Origin of the sequence: Prauserella salsuginis, from assembly GCF_024648885.1 — a bacterium.
Classification (GTDB): domain Bacteria; phylum Actinomycetota; class Actinomycetes; order Mycobacteriales; family Pseudonocardiaceae; genus Prauserella; species Prauserella salsuginis.
This window is the reverse complement of the sequence record NZ_JANBBF010000011.1, coordinates 469,192-485,973: the sequence shown is the minus strand read 5'-3', so window position 1 is coordinate 485,973 and position 16,782 is coordinate 469,192. Positions and strand designations below refer to the sequence as shown.

The window sequence follows — 16,782 nt, the reverse complement described above, 5'->3', positions numbered from 1 at the left end:
GGACTACCGTACGGGCGTGCGTGGTGGCCTCTTGATCGCAGGAACGACATCCGACGCCGGCAAGTCCACAGTGGCCGCCGGCGTGTGCCGCTGGCTCGCGCGCCGCGGCGTGCGAGTGGCGCCGTTCAAGGCGCAGAACATGTCGAACAACTCGATGGTCTGCGCCGACGGCGCGGAGATCGGCAGGGCCCAGTGGCTGCAGGCCGTCGCCGCGGGCGCCGAGCCCGAGTCCGCGATGAACCCCGTACTCCTCAAGCCGGGCGGTGACCGGCGCAGTCACGTCGTGCTGCGCGGCACCCCCTGGGGCGACCTCCATGCGGGTGACTGGGCTCACGGCCGCCGGGAACTGGCGGACGCCGCCTTCGCCGCGCTGGACGAGCTGCGCGAGCGGTTCGACGTCGTCGTCTGCGAGGGCGCGGGCAGCCCCGCGGAGACGAACCTGCGCGACGGCGACTACGTGAACATGGGCCTGGCCCGCGCGGCCGACCTGCCGGTGCTGCTGGTCGGCGATGTCGACCGGGGCGGGTTGCTCGCGGCGCTGGCCGGCACGGTCGGCATCGTGGACGAGGCCGACCAGGCACATCTCGCGGCGTTCCTGGTGAACAAGTTCCGCGGCGACGCCGCGCTGCTCGAACCGGGGCTGCGGTCGGTCACCGAACTGACCGGGCGTCCCGTGCTCGGCGTGCTGCCCTGGCTCCCCGATGTGTGGCTCGACTCGGAGGACGCGCTCGCCATCGCGGGCTGGGACGGGCACCGCCGCGGGGCGGGCGCGACCCTGCGCGTGGCGGCGGTGCGGTTTCCCCGCGTGTCCAACGCCACCGATCTCGACCCGCTGGCAGCCGAACCGGGCGTCGACGTGACCGTCACTGCCAACCCGGACGTGGTCGCCGCCGCCGACATCGCCGTCCTGCCCGGCACTCGGTCCACTGTGGATGACCTGGCGTGGTTGCGGCAGCGAGGGCTCGACGACGCCGTCCGCCACCGCGCCGAGACGGGCAGGCCGGTGCTCGGCATCTGCGGCGGCTACCAGATGCTCGGCGGGGCGATCACCGACGGCATCGAATCCTCCGACGCCGGTGCCACCGGACTCGGCCTGCTGCCGATGTCGGTGACCTTCAGCGCGGACAAGACGCTCGCCACACCGTCGACGTCGTGGCGGGGACACGACGTGCGCGGCTACGAGATCCATCACGGCGTCGCCGGCCACGATCCCGGACACGCCGCGGAACCGTTCCTGGACGGGCTCCGCACCGATGCGGTGTGGGGCACGATGTGGCACGGCGTGTTCGAGAACGACGCGTTCCGCAGGGCGTGGCTCGCCGAGGCCGCCCGTCAGTCCGGAGTGGACTGGGTGCCCGCCGACGCGCCCGGTTTCGCCGAACGGCGCGAGGCGATGCTCGACGGCCTGGCCGACGCGATCGACGACAACGTGGACACCGCCGCCCTCGAGAAGCTGATCACCGAGGGCGTCCCTGCCGACCTGCCGACCCTGACACTCACGAAGAGCTGACCCTCCGACCCTCTGCCCCTCTCTAACCCTCTGTGCCTCTGTGCCTCTGCCCCGTCGGTGCACCCACCGGGCCGTGTTGCGCTTTCAGGGGCCCGTGTTGCGGGTTCAGGGGGCCGTGTTGCGGATTCCAGAGGCCGTGTTGCGGATTCCAGGGCCCATGTTGTGTTCCCGCGGCCTCGGTTGCCGCTTCGGGGAAGCGGGGTTGCGCCCGTAACCCGGGCGCCGTCCCCGGCACACCCCGTGCGACTGCATTTCCGGGGCCGTGCCACCAGGTACCGGACCGTGTTGCGCACGCTCGGCGCCCGACCGCCACCTCGCCGACACAACGACACGGCAACGCGGCGCGACACGGCAGCGCGCAGGTGCGGGTTGCGGAGGCCGTCCGGCCGTGGTGGTGCGCCCGGCGAACCGGCGGCGGGACAGGTCTCACCTACCGCTCGGGATCGAAATCCTCCGGGGCGACCAGCGTGTCGAACGCCTCGGGATGAGCGACGCAGCCGGTCGGCTCCGGCTCGGCGTCGTCGTCCGCAACCATGTCGTCGTCCCAGGCCACAGCGTCGTCCCGGGCCACAGCGTCGTCCCAGGCCACGGCGTCGTCCCCGGCAACGGCGTCGTCCCGGGCCACGGCGTCGGCGGCCGTGAACTCCGCAGCGACCACAGGATCGGTGATGTCAGCCGCAGGGTCGGCGACGTCGAGGCCGTCGGCCGTATCGCCGTCCACTCCCCCTGCGTCCACGTCCTCTCCGGCGTCACCCGCGTCCCTGGACTGATCGGCGACGTACCGCAGCAGCGGCAACAGATCCTGTTCGACGGCCTCGCCGGCGACGGCCGTCGAACACTTCTCCACCTCGGCGCGCAGCCCCTCGGCGTCCACTCCGGCACCGATGAGCACCAGCCTGCTCCCCCGGTCGCCGGGCCGCGCCACCCGCTCAGCGCGCACGTACGCCCCGACGGTATGCACCTCGTACCCCTCGCGACGGGCGGGCACACCGACGGTCACGGTGCCCTTCATCCGATACAGCCCGGCGGGCCGGGCCTCGAGGAACGCGGCGAACCGGCGCGGATGCAGTGGGCCGGTCTCGACGGTGACGGTGTCGTAGACGGCGTGTGCGTGCGTGGAGTGATCATCGTGGTCGTCCGCGTCGGCCTCGGCGAGCCGCAGGTCGTCGAACGTGAGCTGGCGCGGGCCGTCGTCCGGCGCGGCGGTGACGCGGTCGAACAGCAGCTCCGGGTCGATCCGCCCGAACTCGGCGGGCAGCACCGGCGTCGGGCCCGCCAGTTCGCGGACCAGGTCCGCGACGCCGTCGGCGGCGCGGTCGACCTTGTTGAGCACGACGAGGTCGGCCATCGCCACCTGGTCGGCCAGCTCGGGATGCCGCTCGCGCAGTGCGGGGAACTCGGCGGCGTCGACGAGCTCGACCAGGCCGCCGTACTCGACGTACGGGTCCTCGCTGGCGAGTACGAGCCGCACGAGGCTGCGCGGTTCGGCGAGACCGCTCGCCTCCACGACGACGAGGTCCAGCTCCGCCGCCGGGTCGGTGAGCACCGACAGCATCCGGTCCAGTCCGCTCGCGTCGACGGCGCAGCACAGGCACCCGTTCTCGAGGGAGACCATCGAGTCCACCTGGCCCGCCACGCTCAGCGCGTCGACGTTCACGCTGCCGAAGTCGTTGACGACGACGCCGATGCGCGTGCCGCGTGCGCCCGCGAGCAGGTGGTTGAGCAGCGTCGTCTTCCCTGCGCCGAGGAAGCCGGCCAGGATCACGACCGGCACCCGGCGGGCCGCGCCACGGCCCGCAGCACCGCGACGCCGCTGCTGACCGCTCGCAGTCATACTTGCCTCCCAGCCACGTGTCGACCTCCTGGGAACACTCGGGCGTCTGGACGGGTTGAGGTAGGCGGACAGACCGGCAAACCCACGGCCTGAGAGGGTACCGACGTGCCGCACTACGACATCGTCATCATCGGGACCGGCTCGGGGAACTCGATCCTCGACCAGCGTTTCGCCGACCGGAAGGTCGCCATCGTCGAGAAGGGCGTCTTCGGCGGCACGTGCCTGAACGTGGGCTGCATCCCGACGAAGATGTTCGTCCACCCCGCGGACCTCGCCGCGACGCCGGCGGCGGCGGCACGACTGGGGGTCGACGAGACGCTGGACGGGGTGCGCTGGCGCGACATCCGTGACCGCATCTTCGGGCGTATCGACGCGATCGCCGCGGGCGGCCGCGAGTACCGCATCGAACACGACGACAACGCGAACGTCACCGTCTACGAAGGCGAGGGCCGGTTCACCGGGCACAAGGAGCTGACCGTCGAGCTGGCCGACGGGCCGGAGACGATCACCGCCGACCGTTTCGTGCTCGCGGCGGGCGGCCGGGCGGTCGCTCCCGACGTTCCGGGCCTGGCCGAGACCGGCTTCCACACGTCGGACACGGTCATGCGGATCGACGAGCTGCCGCGACGGCTGGTCATCCTCGGCAGCGGGTTCGTCGCGGCCGAGTTCGCGCACGTGTTCTCGGCGTTCGGCGTCGAGGTCACGCTGATCGCCCGTTCCGGGGCGATGCTGCGCGCCGAGGACGAGGACGTCAGCCGCCGCTACACCGAGCTCGCCGCACAGCGGATCGACCTGCGCCTCAACCGCACCACGACCCGCGCCCGCCGCACGGAGACGGGGATCGCGCTGGATCTCGACGGTCCGGGCGGACACGAGACGGTCGACGGTGATCTGTTGCTGGTGGCCACCGGCAGGCGGTCGAACGCGGACCTGCTGAACGTCGGGACGACCGGCGTCGCCGTGACACCGTCGGGGCACGTCGAGGTCGACGAGTACCAGCGCACGGCCGTCGACGGGATCTACGCGCTGGGCGACATCAGCTCCCCCGCCGAACTCAAGCACGTGGCCAACCACGAGGCGCGCGTGGTGCAGCACAACCTGCTGCACGACCTGGGAGTCGAGGATTCCGCCGTGGCGGCCGACCACCGGTTCGTGCCGCACGCGGTGTTCGGCTCACCGCAGATCGCCTCGGTGGGGCTGACGGAACGGGACGCCGCGGCCCAGGGCGTGGCGTACGTGACGGCGACCCAGGACTACGGCGGCATCGCCTACGGCTGGGCGATGGAGGACGAGGCGCACTTCGCCAAGCTGCTCGCCGATCCGTCGACCGGGAAGCTGCTCGGCGCGCACATCATCGGCCCGCAGGCGCCGACGCTGATCCAGCCGCTGATCCAGGCGATGAGCTTCGACCTAGACGCGCGCAGCATGGCCCGCGGCCAGTACTGGATCCACCCGGCCATGCCGGAACTGATCGAGAACGCGCTGCTGAACCTGCCGCTCGACTGACGGCGCGCCCCGGTTCAGTGCCCCCGAGGCGCCCCAAGGGCACCTTGGGGCACGCGCACAGCCACGCATCGGCGTGTCCGTGAGGGGCTGGTGGCCGGGCCGACGGGAGGGCGCCACGAGTCTTCCCCTGATCATGCCCCGCGCGGGTCTCGCCGCCCTTGTGCAGGCGGCCGCTAGACGTATCGCGGTTTGCCCGCGTACCAGCCGAAGGCGAGCTGGGCGGTCACGACGACGAGCACCATCGTCAGCGGCACCGTCCAGCCGCCGGTGAGGTCGTGCAGCACACCGAAGGCGAACGGGCCGAGCGCGCCCAGCAGGTAGCCGAGTCCCTGTGCCATGCCGGACAGCGACGCGGTGTCGGTGCCGGTCCGGCCGCGCAGCGTGATCGCGGTGATGGCGAGGGAGAACACCGCCATGCCGAGTCCGATGAGGATGGACCACAGCAGCGGCGCGGCGGCGGGGGCCAGCAGCAGGCCGGTCAGTCCGGTGATGCCGAGCAGTCCGAGCCCGACCGACCAGAAGCCGAGGCCGCCGCGGGCGACGACCAGTGGCGGGACGAAGAAACTGACCGGCAGGCCCAGCAGCGACACCAGCCCCATCAGCAGTCCCGCGCTGGTCCGGCTCACCCCGGCGTCGATGAGCACCTGCGGCATCCAGCCCATCATGATGTAGGCGAAGCACGCCTGTGTGCCGAAGAAGCCGGTGACGATCCATGCGAGCCGGTTGCGCAGCAGCGATCGCCGGGGCTCTGCCGACTGCGCCGCGTGTGATGCGCTGAGGCCGCCGCCGCGGGTCGCGGCGAACCACAGCACCAGCGCGACGACGGCGAGCACCGCCCAACCACCGAGACCGCCTCGCCAGCCGCCGGTGAGTTCCGTCAGTGGTGGCGTGAACGAGGACCCCAGCGCGCCACCGGTCTGCAGCGCCGCCGTGTAGATCCCGGTCATCAGGCCCACTCGGGCGGCGAACGAGGTCCTGATGACGACGGGGATCAGGACGTTGGCGAGTGCGATACCCGCGCTGGCCACGAACGTTCCCGCCAGCACCACGAGCGGACCGTCGACGATGCGCAGCAGCAGTCCGCAGGTGAGCACCGCCAGTGCCGTGGCGACGGCGGCGGACAGTCCGATCCGGCGCGCCAGCCAGGGCGCCCCGAAGCCGGCGAGTGCGAAACACAGCCCGGGCATCGTCGTCAGCGCGCCGGCCCACGACCCGCTCGCACCGAGGGCGCGGGTCATCTCGTCGAGGATGGCGCCCACGGAGGTCACGGCCGGCCGGAGGTTCATCGCGGCGAGCACCACCGCCACGGCGAGCAGACCGGCCCCGGCACCCACCGCGCCATGCCACCGGGATCGCCCGCGCCCCGCTGCGGCCGGTGTCGCCGCGGCGTCGGGTTCCTCCGCGTCGGCAGCCGTGGTGCCGGGGCCCGCGGTACGGGACTCCATGGAACTGCTCGCCATACCCACGACGCTAACAAAAGGTAGGATGACCGGGCGAACCAACCTTTCATGGTGTGATCGGCGTTCGGCAGAATGGCCGATCCCGAAGGAGGTGCCGCCCGTGCCACTGTCCGCACCCCAGCGCTCCGGGCTGGTCGACCAGGTGATCGGCCAGCTGAGTGAGGCGATCCGCAGCGGTGAATGGCCACTCGGTGAACGCATCCCCACCGAGGCGTCGCTGGCGGCCGACCTCGGCGTGGGACGCAACACGGTGCGCGAGGCGGTCCGCGCACTGGCGCACAGCGGCCTGCTCGACGTCCGGCAGGGCGACGGGACCTACGTGCGCGCCACGAGCGAGGTGTCCGGCGCGATCCGCAAACTCGCGGGCACCGAACTGCGCGAAGTGCTCCAGGTACGCAAACCCCTCGAAGTCGAGGGTGCCCGCCTAGCCGCCCTGGCACGCACCGACGACGACCTCGCCCGGCTACGCGAGCTGCTCGACGGCCGCGACCGCGCATGGGCCGACCGCGACATGGACGACTACGTCCGCATCGACGCCGCGTTCCACCAGGCGGCTGTCGAAGCGGCGCACAACTCCGTGCTCACCGAGCTGTACCGCGGACTGACCGAAGTGGTCGTCGCCAGCGTCGCGGCGATGACCAGGCTCGGCCTCCCCCACCCCAAGGAGGAAGGCCACCGCGGCCTGCTCGCCGCACTCGTCGCCAGGGACGCCGACCGCGCGGCCACCGAGGTGTGCGCCTTCTTCGACGAGCTCGACGCACACAGCAACCTGAGCTGAACGCACCGGCGGACGACGCACCGACGACCCCGGGGCGCGGTTCCCGGCCCGTATTGCTCTCCCCTCCACCCGACCGCCACCCCTCACGGCCGCGCGACTGGGTTCCCGGCGGCCGTGTTGCGGCGGTGACGACCGCGTGGTCAGCCGAGCCGATGCAGCCGCAGCGCGAGCTGGAGTTCGAGCGCGCGCTCCGGCTCCTGCCAGTCGTCGCCGAGCAGCGAGGACACGCGTTCGAGCCGCTGCGCCACGGTGTTGACGTGGACGTGCAGCCGGTCCTTGGCGCGCGTCAGACTGCCGTTGCAGGCGAAATAGGCGGACAGGGTGTTGACCAGGTCCGTACCGCGCTCGGCGTCGTAGTCGAGTACCGGTCCGAGCGTGGCGCGCACGAAGTCGGGCACGTTCGCCCTGTCCCCGAGCAGCAGTCCGACGAATCCGAGGTCCGCCGCATCCGCGCCGGTTCCCTGCCTGCCCAGTGAGAGCAGCCCGCGCAGACAGCGGGCGGCCTCGGCGTGTGCCTCGGCGATCTGCGCGGGCCCGCTTGCCGGACCGGCCGCACCGACCGTGACCGGACCGTGGAGCTGCCGCGTGAGGTCCGCGGCGACCGTACGCGCCACCTCTCCCGGCCGTTCGCTTCCGATCAACAGCACCACCCGGTCGGCGTGCACACCGGCGAGCACGCCGTAGCGGGCTGCGACCGAGGCCAGCCGAGCGCGGGTGAGGCCCGCCTCGCCGTCGGCGTGCAGCAGCAGCACGGCATGCGGTTCGTTCAGATCCACGCCGAGCCTGCGTCCGCGTTCCAGCAGGGTCGCGGGGTCCCGCTCGGGGACGCTGAGCAGGTCGGTGAGCAGCTCACCGCGCACCCGGTCCTCGGCCTCGGCAGCCGACGAGCGCAGCAACAGCAGCAGCGCCGTCACCATGCCCGCCCGTTCGAACAGCCGCCGATCCGCATCGCCCAGGTCGGGCCTTCCGGTGAGCGTGATGCTGCCGAGCAGTTGCGGTCCTGCCATGACCGCGCACACCCAGTCGCCGGCATCGGCGACGGCGCGACCCGAGGCACGCGAGGCCGCCAACGCGTACGGACTCAGGTCGGCAGGCTCCGCGCCCGCGCACGCCAGCCGCACCCCATCGGGGTCGTGCACGACGATGCCACCGTCGAGCACCGCCGCGACGGCCTCGGCGACGCGCTGGACGTCCGCGCCCCCGAGCACGAGCTCCGCCAGCCGGTCGTGGGCGTCCTGCGCCCGCGCGAGCGATTCGTGATGCGCGCGGATCGTCTCGTTGGCCTGGCCCAGCTCGTCCAGCGCCGCGGCGCTGGACTCGATGAGACGGGCGTTGTCGATCGCGATCGCGGCGTGATCGGCCAGCGACGACAGCAGCGCGACCTCGTCCGGCGTGAACGTCCGTGGCCTGCGGTCCGAGGCGTAGAGCACGCCGATGACGCGGTCGCCGAGTGCCAGCGGGACGCCGAGGATGGCGATCAGTCCCTCGTCACGCACGGCCTTGTCGATCGACCCGGTGTGGCGGAACCGGTCGTCGGCCGGGTAGTTCGACGTGGCGTAGGGCCGCACCGTCTGCGCGACCAGCCCGCCGAGACCTTCCCCCATCCCGAGACGCACCTGCTGGAACAGCGCCGACGCGGAGCCGTCCGTGACGCGCATGTAGGTGTTGTCGGATTCCTCGTCGTTGAGACTCAGATACGACATGTCGACCCGCAGCAGCATGCGCGCCCGGTGGACGATCGACCGCAGCACGGCGTCCAGGTCCCGCAACCGCGCGAGGTCACTGGCCGTGTCGAACAGCGCGGCCAGCTCGGTCTCGCGCCGCGTGTGGGCGTCGAGAGTGCGCCGGATCGTCAACGCCAGCCGCAGCGCTTCGTCGTCGGTCTCCCCGGTGTCGGCCCGGGCGAGGTCCTCCGCCGAAGCGCCGTCGGCCAGCAGTCGCAGGAGTCGGGCAGCGCCGTCGGTCACCGCTCGATCGTCGCACCGGTGTCGGCCGGACGGGCCTCGCCGGCGTCATCGGCTCCGTCCTCGTCGACCAGCGAGCGGCCCCTGGTCTCCTTGGCCAGGTACACCGCGACGATCGTGATCGCGCAGGTCGCGGCGACGTACAGCGAGATCGCCAGGCTGGCGCCGGTGCTGCTGAGCAGCGCCGTCGCGATGAGCGGTGCGAGCCCGCCCGCGGCGATCGAGGCGAGCTGGTATCCGATCGACGCGCCCGAGTAGCGCACCTTCGTGCCGAACAGCTCGGAGAAGAACGCGGCCTGCGGGCTGTACATGGCGCCGTGCAGGACCAACCCGACCGTGACCGCCACGATGGTGCCCAGCGGCGATGCAGTGTCGAGGAGCGCGAAGAACACGAACGCCCACACGCCCATGCCGATCGCCCCGAACAGGTACACGGCACGGCGGCCCACGACATCGGAGAGCCAGCCCCAGAACGGGATCACCGCGAAGTGCACGGCCGAACCGATCAGCACGGCGTTGAGGCCGAGGGATTTGGGGAGCTCCAGATGCGTGGTGAGGTACGTGAGCACGAACGCGGTGATCACGTAGTACGAGGCGTTCTCGCCGAAGCGCGCGCCCATGGCGATGAGCACCTGGCGCCAGTTGTACCGCAGGACCGTCAGGATCGGCGCCTTCTCGGGCGCCGGGTTGTCGCCCGCCTTCTTGACCGCCTCGACGAACACCGGTGATTCCTCGACCGCGAGCCGGATCCAGAGGCCGATTCCCACGAGCACGCCCGAAAGCAGGAACGGGATCCGCCAGCCCCAGGCCTCGAACGCCGCGTCACTCTGCACGGCGGCCAGTATCGCCAGCACCGCGGTGGCGAGCAGGTTGCCGGCCGGAACGCCGGCCTGCGGCCACGAGGCCCAGAACCCGCGCCGCTTCGCATCGCCGTGTTCGGAGACGATCAGCACGGCGCCGCCCCATTCGCCGCCGACCGCGAAACCCTGCACCAGCCGCAGGAAGATCAACAGCAGTGGCGCCGCGATACCGATGGTCGCGTAGGTGGGCAACAGACCCATGAGGAACGTGGCGACACCCATGAGCAGCAGACTCAGCACGAGCAGCTTCTTGCGGCCGAGCTTGTCGCCGAAGTGACCGAACACGAGCCCGCCGAGCGGGCGGGCCACGAAGCCGATGGCGTAGGTGGCGAACGCCAGCATGACGCCGACCAGCGGGTCGTAGTCGGGAAAGAACAGCTTGTTGAACACGAGCGCGGCGGCCGAGCCGTAGAGGAAGAAGTCGTACCACTCGACGGTGGTTCCGATCATGCTCGCGCTGACGACGCGGACGATGGAGGTCCGTTTCGGCTGCTCTCCGGACTCGGCGGCGCCGGGGGTCGGCCCGGACGTCGGATCTGTCATCTCGATCACCACTTCGTTGTGTGTGCGGGGACGGGTGGGGAGTCTGCGGGCCGCCTCAGGCGGCGGTCCAGCCGCCGTCGACCGGGATCGACGCGCCGGTGAGGTAGGCCGCGTGATCACCGCACAGCCACATCGCGACGGCGGCGACCTCCTCCGGTTCGATGAGGCGTTTCACCGCCGTGCGGGCGAGGAAGACGTCGTCGGTGACGGCGTCCTCGCCGATGCCGCGGGTGCGGGCCTGGTCGGCGATCTGACCGGCGACCAGGGGTGTGCGCACGTAGCCGGGGTCGATGCAGTTGCTGGTCACCCCGTGGGCTGCCGCTTCGAGCGCGGTGACCTTGCTGAGTCCTTCGAGCGCGTGTTTCGCCGCCACATAGGCGGACTTGTTCGGGCTGGCGCGGAGGCCGTGCACGCTCGAGATGTTGACGATGCGGCCCCAGCCGCGTTCATACATGCCCGGCAACACGCGGCGCAGCAGCAAGAACGGCGCCGTGACCATGAGGCTCTGGATGGTGCGGAACATCTCGGGTGGGAAATCCGGGATGGGCGCGACGTGCTGGATTCCCGCGTTGTTGACGAGGATGTCGACGTCGCAGGGAAGCCCGTCGATCGCGGCGGGGTCGGTGAGGTCGGCGGTATGCGCCTGGGCCCCGCTGTCGTCCGCGGCCGCGGCGGCGGCCTGCTCGTCGACGTCGACGAGATGTACCGACGCGCCCGCTTCCGCGAACGCGCGGACGCAGGCACGGCCTATGCCGCCCGCACCACCCGTGACGAGCACGCTGCGCCCGTGCAGCGGCGGGTACGGCGACGTGGCCGCCGCTCCGGCGGCAATGGGAGTGGTCGTGGTCACAGGTGTCGACCATAAGTGGAACACCCCGCCGCTGCTATGTGGTCACGCCATACACCTCGCGGGTGTGCAGTGTATGCCGGCGACATTCACGGCTGATCACACGACGTGGCAATCCGCGGCGCGATGAGACGGGCCCCGGCAATGGGGTCCGGATTCGACGACGGCCCGCCTCGCCACGGCGCCGTTCCCCTGGTCCTACTCAGCGGCGGAAGGCTGGCCGGCCGGCCGCGGGTGGCCGAACTCGGCGACGTGACAGTCCCCCGCAAGCTGCCGCCCTCGACGGGGCGGCTGCGCCCGGACTTCCGCCGGTCCGCGGATTCAGGGCAGGGTGAGGATCTCCGCGCCGTCGGCGTTCACCACGAGCGTGTGCTCGAACTGGGCGGTCCACTTCTTGTCCTTGGTGGTGACCGTCCAGTCGTCGTCCCACACGTCGTAGTCGATCGTGCCCAGGGTGATCATCGGCTCGATCGTGAAGGTCATGCCCTCCTCGATGAGCGTGGTGACGTTCGGCTCCTCGTAGTGCAGCACCGTCGGCTCGGTGTGGAACGCCGGGCCGACACCGTGGCCGGTGAAGTCGCGCACGACGCCGTAGTCGAACCGCTTGGCGTAGACCTCGATGACACGGCCGATGACGTTGAGCTGCCTGCCCGGCCGGACGGCCTTGATCGCGCGCTTCAACGCCTCCTCGGTGCGCTCGACGAGAAGGCGGGCCTCCTCGTCGACGTCGCCTGCCAGGAATGTGGCGTTGGTGTCACCGTGCACGCCGCCGATGTAGGCCGTGACGTCGATGTTGCAGATGTCGCCGTCCTCGATGACCGTCGAGTCCGGGATTCCGTGACAGATGACCTCGTTCATGGAGGTGCAGCACGACTTGGGGAAACCCCGGTAGCCGAGGGTCGACGGGTAGGCGCCGTGGTCCATCAGGAACTCGTGCACGACCTTGTCGACGTCGTCGGTGGTGTTGCCGGGCTTGACCGCCTTGCCACCCTCCTGCAACGCCTGAGCCGCGATCTTGCTGGCCACCCGCATCGCCTCGATGGTCTCGGGGGTGCGGACCGCACCGCTGTCGTCCCGCTTCGGGGCGGGTTTGTCGACATATTCGGGACGGGTGATCGACGGCGGGACCTCACGGCGCGGTGTCTGGACGCCGGGCTTCAGCGGAGCACGAGCGGGCATACCCAGAAGTCTAGTCGCGCGGCAGCGCGGCGTTGGGGGGTGGCGGCCGGGAGACGGGTGGGCCTAGTCGCGCGGCAGCGCGGCGTTGGGGGGTGGCGGCCGGGCGACGGGTGGGCCTAGTCGCGCGGCAGCGCGGCGTCCGGCCTCACCGCAGGCCGGACAGGAAGTCGCGGGTGACGTCGACGGCGGGTTTCGACGAGCCCGCGCCGGTGAGCAGTGTCGCGAACGCGACGTCGTCCAGCGGTCCGGCGTCGCCGTAGCCGGCGAACCAGCCGTGGGCGTCGTTGCCGTCGCCGTACTGGGCGGTTCCGGTTTTGCCGTGCACGCCGGGTAGGTCCCGCAACGCGGTCGCGGTGCCGTCGGTGACGACTTCGCGCATCATCCGCCGCAGCGGCCGCAGCACGTTGCCGGGCAGCGGTTCGCCCGTCTTACTCGCCTTGGTGCGGTCGCCGCGGACGAGCCCGGGTGTGGGCATCTCGCCGGCATCGACCGTCGCGGCGGCCAGTGCCATCCCGAACGGACTCGCCAGGGTCTTGCCCTGGCCGATGCCGTTCTCGGCGCGCTGCACTCGGTCGTCGGATGCCGGCACAGCCCCGGTGATCGTCGTGATCCCGGGTATGACGAAGTCGGCGCCGATTCCCATGGACCGCGCGGCTTCGGTGAGCGCGTCGGCGGGCAACGTCGCCGCCAGCTGGGAGAACGTCGTGTTGCACGACTCGGCGAATGCCGTGTGCAGCGGCACTCGGCCCAGGTCGAATCGGTTCTCGTTCGGGATGAGCCGGTGGCCGATCGTGGTTGTCGCCGGGCACGCCACCGTCGCGTTCGGCCGGGTTTCACCGGCGTCGAGCGCAGCGGCGGCAGTGGCCATCTTCAGTGTCGAGCCGGGTGGATACCGGCCGGTCAGTGCGATCGCACCCTGGTCGTCGGCGGCCTCGTTCTGGGCGACCGCCAGCAGGTCACCGTTCGACGGGCGGACGGCCACGATCGCCGCAGGCCCGTCGACCTTCTGCAGCGCACGCTCGGCGGCCTGCTGGACGGGCAGGCTCAACGTCGAGTGCACGGCCGACGCCGGTTTCGCCTCCACCGAGTGCAGTTCGCGCACCTCCGCACCGGCGCTGTCGTTGACGGCGATCCGCCAGCCGTCCTTGCCCGCCACGCGGTCGGACACGTGGTTCCGGATCATCGGCAGGATCGTGTCGCCGAGACCTCGTTCGGCCGACAGCAGCCGTTCCCTGCTGGTGAACCGCACCCCCGGAAGCTCGTAGATCTGCGGCTTGACCTGTTGATAGTCGGCCGATCGCAGGCTGACGACGAGGTAGCCCTGCCCGTCCTCCGTGTCGCGGGCGCCGTCGAGAATGGAGCGTTTGGTGATGCGCTCGTCGAACTGCGACACCGTGTCGGCCAGCGTGCCGGCGACCTCGTCGAGCCGGTCGCCGGCGGCCTTGCGGTCGAGCATGACGCCGATGACGGTGTCGGTCTTCAGCAGCGCGGCACCGTTCCGGTCGAGCACGGGTGCGGGTGCGGGGGTGTCGGTGACGAGCGACAGGCTCTGCTGTGCACCGAGATCCGGATGCACGACGGTGGGCGCGAAGTGGACCTTCCAGCCGTCGTCGGTCGAGCGTAGTTCGGCCTGTGCCTCGTAGCGCCAGGTGCGCCGGTCGCCGAGCTTCCAGGTGAGGGTGTAGCGGGCGTCCGCACGCTCGCCGTCCGCGGTTTCGGTGACCTCGCCCATCTCGGTCGACAGAGTCGGTTCGCCGAGCGCGTCCCGAGTTCCGGCCAACGTCTCACGGGCCGTGCCCGGAGCGTCGGTCAGCGCCGCCGCCTCACCGAGCGCGTTCTCCTGCCACGTGGTGAGGAACTCGTCGAGGACGTTCTCGGCCTCGCTGCCGCCGAACACGCTGCAACCGGACACGGTCAGCACAGCCGTCAGCACGAAAGCGATAGCAGCACGTTTCGCCATGGATCAGAACAGCACCGTCGCGAAACTGCCGACCTGCCGGAATCCGATCTTGCGGTACGACGCGAGCGCCGGTGTGTTGAACGAGTTGACGTACAGACTCGCGACCCGCCCCATCCCTTTGACCAGACGGGACGCGAGCGCAGCCGTGCCCGCGGCGCCGAGGCCTTCACCGCGGCGGTCCGGATGCACCCAGACGCCCTGGATCTGGCCGACGTGCTGGGACAGTGCGCCGATCTCGGCCTTGAACACGACCTCGCCGTCCTCGAACCGGGCGAACGCACGCCCGCTCGCGATCAGCTCCGCCACCCGGGCCCGGTACCCGGCACCTCCGTCGCCGGCACGCGGGTCGATCCCGACCTCCTCGGTGAACATCGCGACGGCCGCGGGTAAGTAGCGTTCCAGTTCGTCCGGTCGCACGGGCCGCACGAGCCGGTCGGGCAGCACGTCCGGGTTGCGGTCGAGCGCCATCAGCGGCTGTTCCGCGCGGACCTCGCGAGCCGGCCCCCAGTCCACGGCGAGCTCGTCCCACAGGCCCAGCACCTGCTCGGACGGTCCGACCACGGAGGAACAGCGCCGCGATCGACGCAGCGCACGGTCCGCGAACGACCGGATGGCGGCACTGCCACCGGAAAGCGGGATCATGTTCGGCCCAGCGAAGCACAGTCCGTCGAGCGCGCCCTTCGTCTCGCGCCCGTCGGAGCCCCACAACTCACCGCCGAGGCGCCACGGGTCCACGCCCGCAATCTCGACGCGCGCGGACACCATGCAGCTCGCCACCGGGTTCGCGCCGAGCGCGGCCCGGACGGCCGGATAGTCCCTGTCATCGAGCAGCCGCGCGCCAGCAACCCGCAACACATCGCCCAGCCTGCCAGAGAACACCCCGTAACGGGGAACGACCACCCCGGTGGGCGTATCCCCTGCGGGGCGCGCCGGTGTCAGGCGCCCGGATAGGTGCCGAAGACCCAGACGGTGCCCTCGGGGTCGGCGATCGCGACGTTGCGGGATCCGTAGTCGGTGTCGTGCGGTTCCTGCTCGACCGTCGCGCCCGCGGCCCGCGCACGCTCGTACACGGCGTCGGGGTCGGCCGTCACGACGTAGATCCACTGCGGCGCCCGCTCGAGCGTCCCCGTCCCGCCGTGCGCGTCGGGCCTGCGGGAGCCGACCATGACCCCGCCGCCCTCCGGCCAGCGGAGCTCGCCGTGTACGACCGCGCCGTTCTCGTCGGGCACGATCAGCGCCTCGGTGAAACCGAGTACGCCGGTGAGGAACCCGCGGGCCGCGGCGATGTCGTCGTAGAGCACGCCCGGCCACACGCCCGGTTTGGGCAGGGCGTGACCGGACGTGGCCGGGTCGGTCGTGGTGTCGGTCGTCGTATCCGTCATGGCTCCGAGTCTGGGACCGGAGCGGTGAGCGGGTCTTGGAGAAACGGGAGCTCGTCGGCCAGCCACGCCGTCGGCGCGCAGCCTGCGAGCGCCCGCCATTCCGCGGTCAGGTGCGGCTGGTCGGAGAACCCGCACCGCGCCGCCGTCTCGGCGAGGCCACCGCCCGCCTTCAGCAACCCCACGGCACGTTCGAATCGGACGACCCTCGCGGCCTGCTTGGGAGTCAGCCCGATCTCACGTCGGAAGCGCTCACCGAAGTGGCGCCTGCTCCACCCTGCCTCGCGGGCGAGCGCCTCCACCCGGACGGTTCCGCCGGAGCTGCGGATCCGCCGCCATGCCCACGCGACGTCCGTCGCGGGGCCGTTCGCGTCCTCGTTGACTCGCGCGCTCAGCACGTCGTCGAGGATCGCGAACCGGCTCGGCCAGCCTGGCGCCTCCGCGAGCCGCTCCGGCAGCACGGCGAAGTCGTCACCGCCCAGGTCGGCCAGGTCGACGACGTGGCCGGCGAGTTCGGCGGCGGGCACGCCCAGTATCGCGGCCGCACCCGAGGGTTCGAGCGCCAGCTCCATCCCGTATTCGGTGCCGTTGCGCGCGATGAGCACCGGCGCGGTGTGCAGTCCGCCGAGCAGTGCACGGAACTCGCCGGGCGCCTGGTCGCCGCGCGGCATACCCACGATGCGGACCGGCTCGCCCAGACTGATGTTGAGGGTCAGGTGTCCGCTCGGCAGGCCTCGATGGACGGCCCCATCCGCTCGCCGGCCGACCGTCACACCGGTTTCCGAGCCGGACGGCGCAACGCCGACCGGCGTGATTACGGCCGGCGTGATGGCGGACGGCGCAGTGGCGGACCGGTAGCCGACGTACCGCGCCACCCACGGCCGAAGCCGTGGCCGCGGTCGCGCAACGGCCCATCCGTCTCCCACACCGCCGAGCGTGGCAGAAGCGGGCGACGGTCACCA

General features: G+C 71.4%; 13 protein-coding genes. 3 read left to right on the top strand and 10 right to left on the bottom strand.

Going from position 1 to position 16,782, the window contains the following annotated elements:
* The first annotated feature begins 16 nt into the window (after positions 1–16).
* A complete protein-coding gene (locus LY40_RS17100; protein ID WP_258937424.1) occupies positions 17–1,510 on the top strand; it encodes a cobyric acid synthase in 1,494 nt (497 codons plus the stop codon).
* Positions 1,511–1,940: 430 nt separating this feature from the next.
* Here the strand turns inward: LY40_RS17100 and LY40_RS17095 are convergent, their stop codons facing one another.
* Entirely contained in the window at positions 1,941–3,344 is a 1,404-nt protein-coding gene (locus LY40_RS17095) for a CobW family GTP-binding protein (protein WP_307876896.1), read from the bottom strand.
* Between the two features lie 105 nt (positions 3,345–3,449).
* Between LY40_RS17095 and LY40_RS17090 the strand changes: the two genes are divergently transcribed.
* Entirely contained in the window at positions 3,450–4,850 is a 1,401-nt protein-coding gene (locus LY40_RS17090; protein WP_183778335.1) for a mycothione reductase, read from the top strand.
* Between the two features lie 173 nt (positions 4,851–5,023).
* On the opposite strand, the gene LY40_RS17085 is transcribed toward LY40_RS17090, so the two are convergent.
* On the bottom strand, positions 5,024–6,310 hold the full coding sequence (locus LY40_RS17085; protein WP_372497688.1) for an MFS transporter: 1,287 nt from the start codon (positions 6,308–6,310) through the stop codon (positions 5,024–5,026).
* Between the two features lie 100 nt (positions 6,311–6,410).
* Between LY40_RS17085 and LY40_RS17080 the strand changes: the two genes are divergently transcribed.
* Positions 6,411–7,088 (top strand): FadR/GntR family transcriptional regulator, encoded by a 678-nt coding sequence (locus LY40_RS17080; protein WP_183778336.1) that lies wholly within the window; start codon positions 6,411–6,413, stop codon positions 7,086–7,088.
* Between the two features lie 140 nt (positions 7,089–7,228).
* On the opposite strand, the gene LY40_RS17075 is transcribed toward LY40_RS17080, so the two are convergent.
* The 8 genes from LY40_RS17075 to LY40_RS17040 all read right to left on the bottom strand — a co-directional run bounded on the left by LY40_RS17075 (position 7,229) and on the right by LY40_RS17040 (position 16,593).
* On the bottom strand, positions 7,229–9,055 hold the full coding sequence (locus LY40_RS17075; RefSeq protein ID WP_183778338.1) for a helix-turn-helix domain-containing protein: 1,827 nt from the start codon (positions 9,053–9,055) through the stop codon (positions 7,229–7,231).
* Positions 9,052–10,455, bottom strand: coding sequence for an MFS transporter (locus LY40_RS17070; protein ID WP_307876895.1), 1,404 nt, complete (start codon positions 10,453–10,455; stop codon positions 9,052–9,054). The genes LY40_RS17075 and LY40_RS17070 overlap by 4 nt, the downstream gene beginning before the upstream one ends.
* A 55-nt stretch (positions 10,456–10,510) precedes the next feature.
* On the bottom strand, positions 10,511–11,305 hold the full coding sequence (locus LY40_RS17065) for a 3-hydroxybutyrate dehydrogenase (RefSeq protein WP_183778342.1): 795 nt from the start codon (positions 11,303–11,305) through the stop codon (positions 10,511–10,513).
* 318 nt (positions 11,306–11,623) lie between these two features.
* A complete protein-coding gene (map, locus tag LY40_RS17060) occupies positions 11,624–12,481 on the bottom strand; it encodes a type I methionyl aminopeptidase (protein ID WP_183778344.1) in 858 nt (285 codons plus the stop codon).
* A 145-nt stretch (positions 12,482–12,626) separates the two neighbouring features.
* The gene (locus tag LY40_RS17055) at positions 12,627–14,414 is read right to left on the bottom strand and encodes a penicillin-binding transpeptidase domain-containing protein (RefSeq protein ID WP_258937423.1); all 1,788 of its coding nucleotides are present in this window, start codon (positions 14,412–14,414) and stop codon (positions 12,627–12,629) included.
* Between the two features lie 30 nt (positions 14,415–14,444).
* Entirely contained in the window at positions 14,445–15,296 is an 852-nt protein-coding gene (locus LY40_RS17050) for a GNAT family N-acetyltransferase (RefSeq protein WP_183778348.1), read from the bottom strand.
* Between the two features lie 80 nt (positions 15,297–15,376).
* Entirely contained in the window at positions 15,377–15,823 is a 447-nt protein-coding gene (locus LY40_RS17045) for a VOC family protein (RefSeq protein ID WP_258937422.1), read from the bottom strand.
* Positions 15,820–16,593: a helix-turn-helix domain-containing protein gene (locus tag LY40_RS17040; RefSeq protein ID WP_258937421.1), complete on the bottom strand. Its 774-nt coding sequence runs from the start codon at positions 16,591–16,593 to the stop codon at positions 15,820–15,822. Before LY40_RS17040 ends, LY40_RS17045 begins: the two co-directional genes overlap by 4 nt.
* Between the last annotated feature and the right edge of the window lie 189 nt (positions 16,594–16,782).

Excerpts from the sequence above, each read along its gene's own strand:
- LY40_RS17095 (WP_307876896.1), bottom strand. The coding sequence starts at position 3,344 with ATGACTGCGAGCGGTCAGCAGCGGCGTCGCGGTGCTGCGGGCCGTGGC.
- LY40_RS17085 (WP_372497688.1), bottom strand. The coding sequence starts at position 6,310 with ATGGCGAGCAGTTCCATGGAGTCCCGTACCGCGGGCCCCGGCACCACG.
- LY40_RS17070 (WP_307876895.1), bottom strand. The coding sequence starts at position 10,455 with ATGACAGATCCGACGTCCGGGCCGACCCCCGGCGCCGCCGAGTCCGGA.
- map (WP_183778344.1), bottom strand. The coding sequence starts at position 12,481 with ATGCCCGCTCGTGCTCCGCTGAAGCCCGGCGTCCAGACACCGCGCCGT.
- LY40_RS17045 (WP_258937422.1), bottom strand. The coding sequence starts at position 15,823 with ATGACGGATACGACGACCGACACCACGACCGACCCGGCCACGTCCGGT.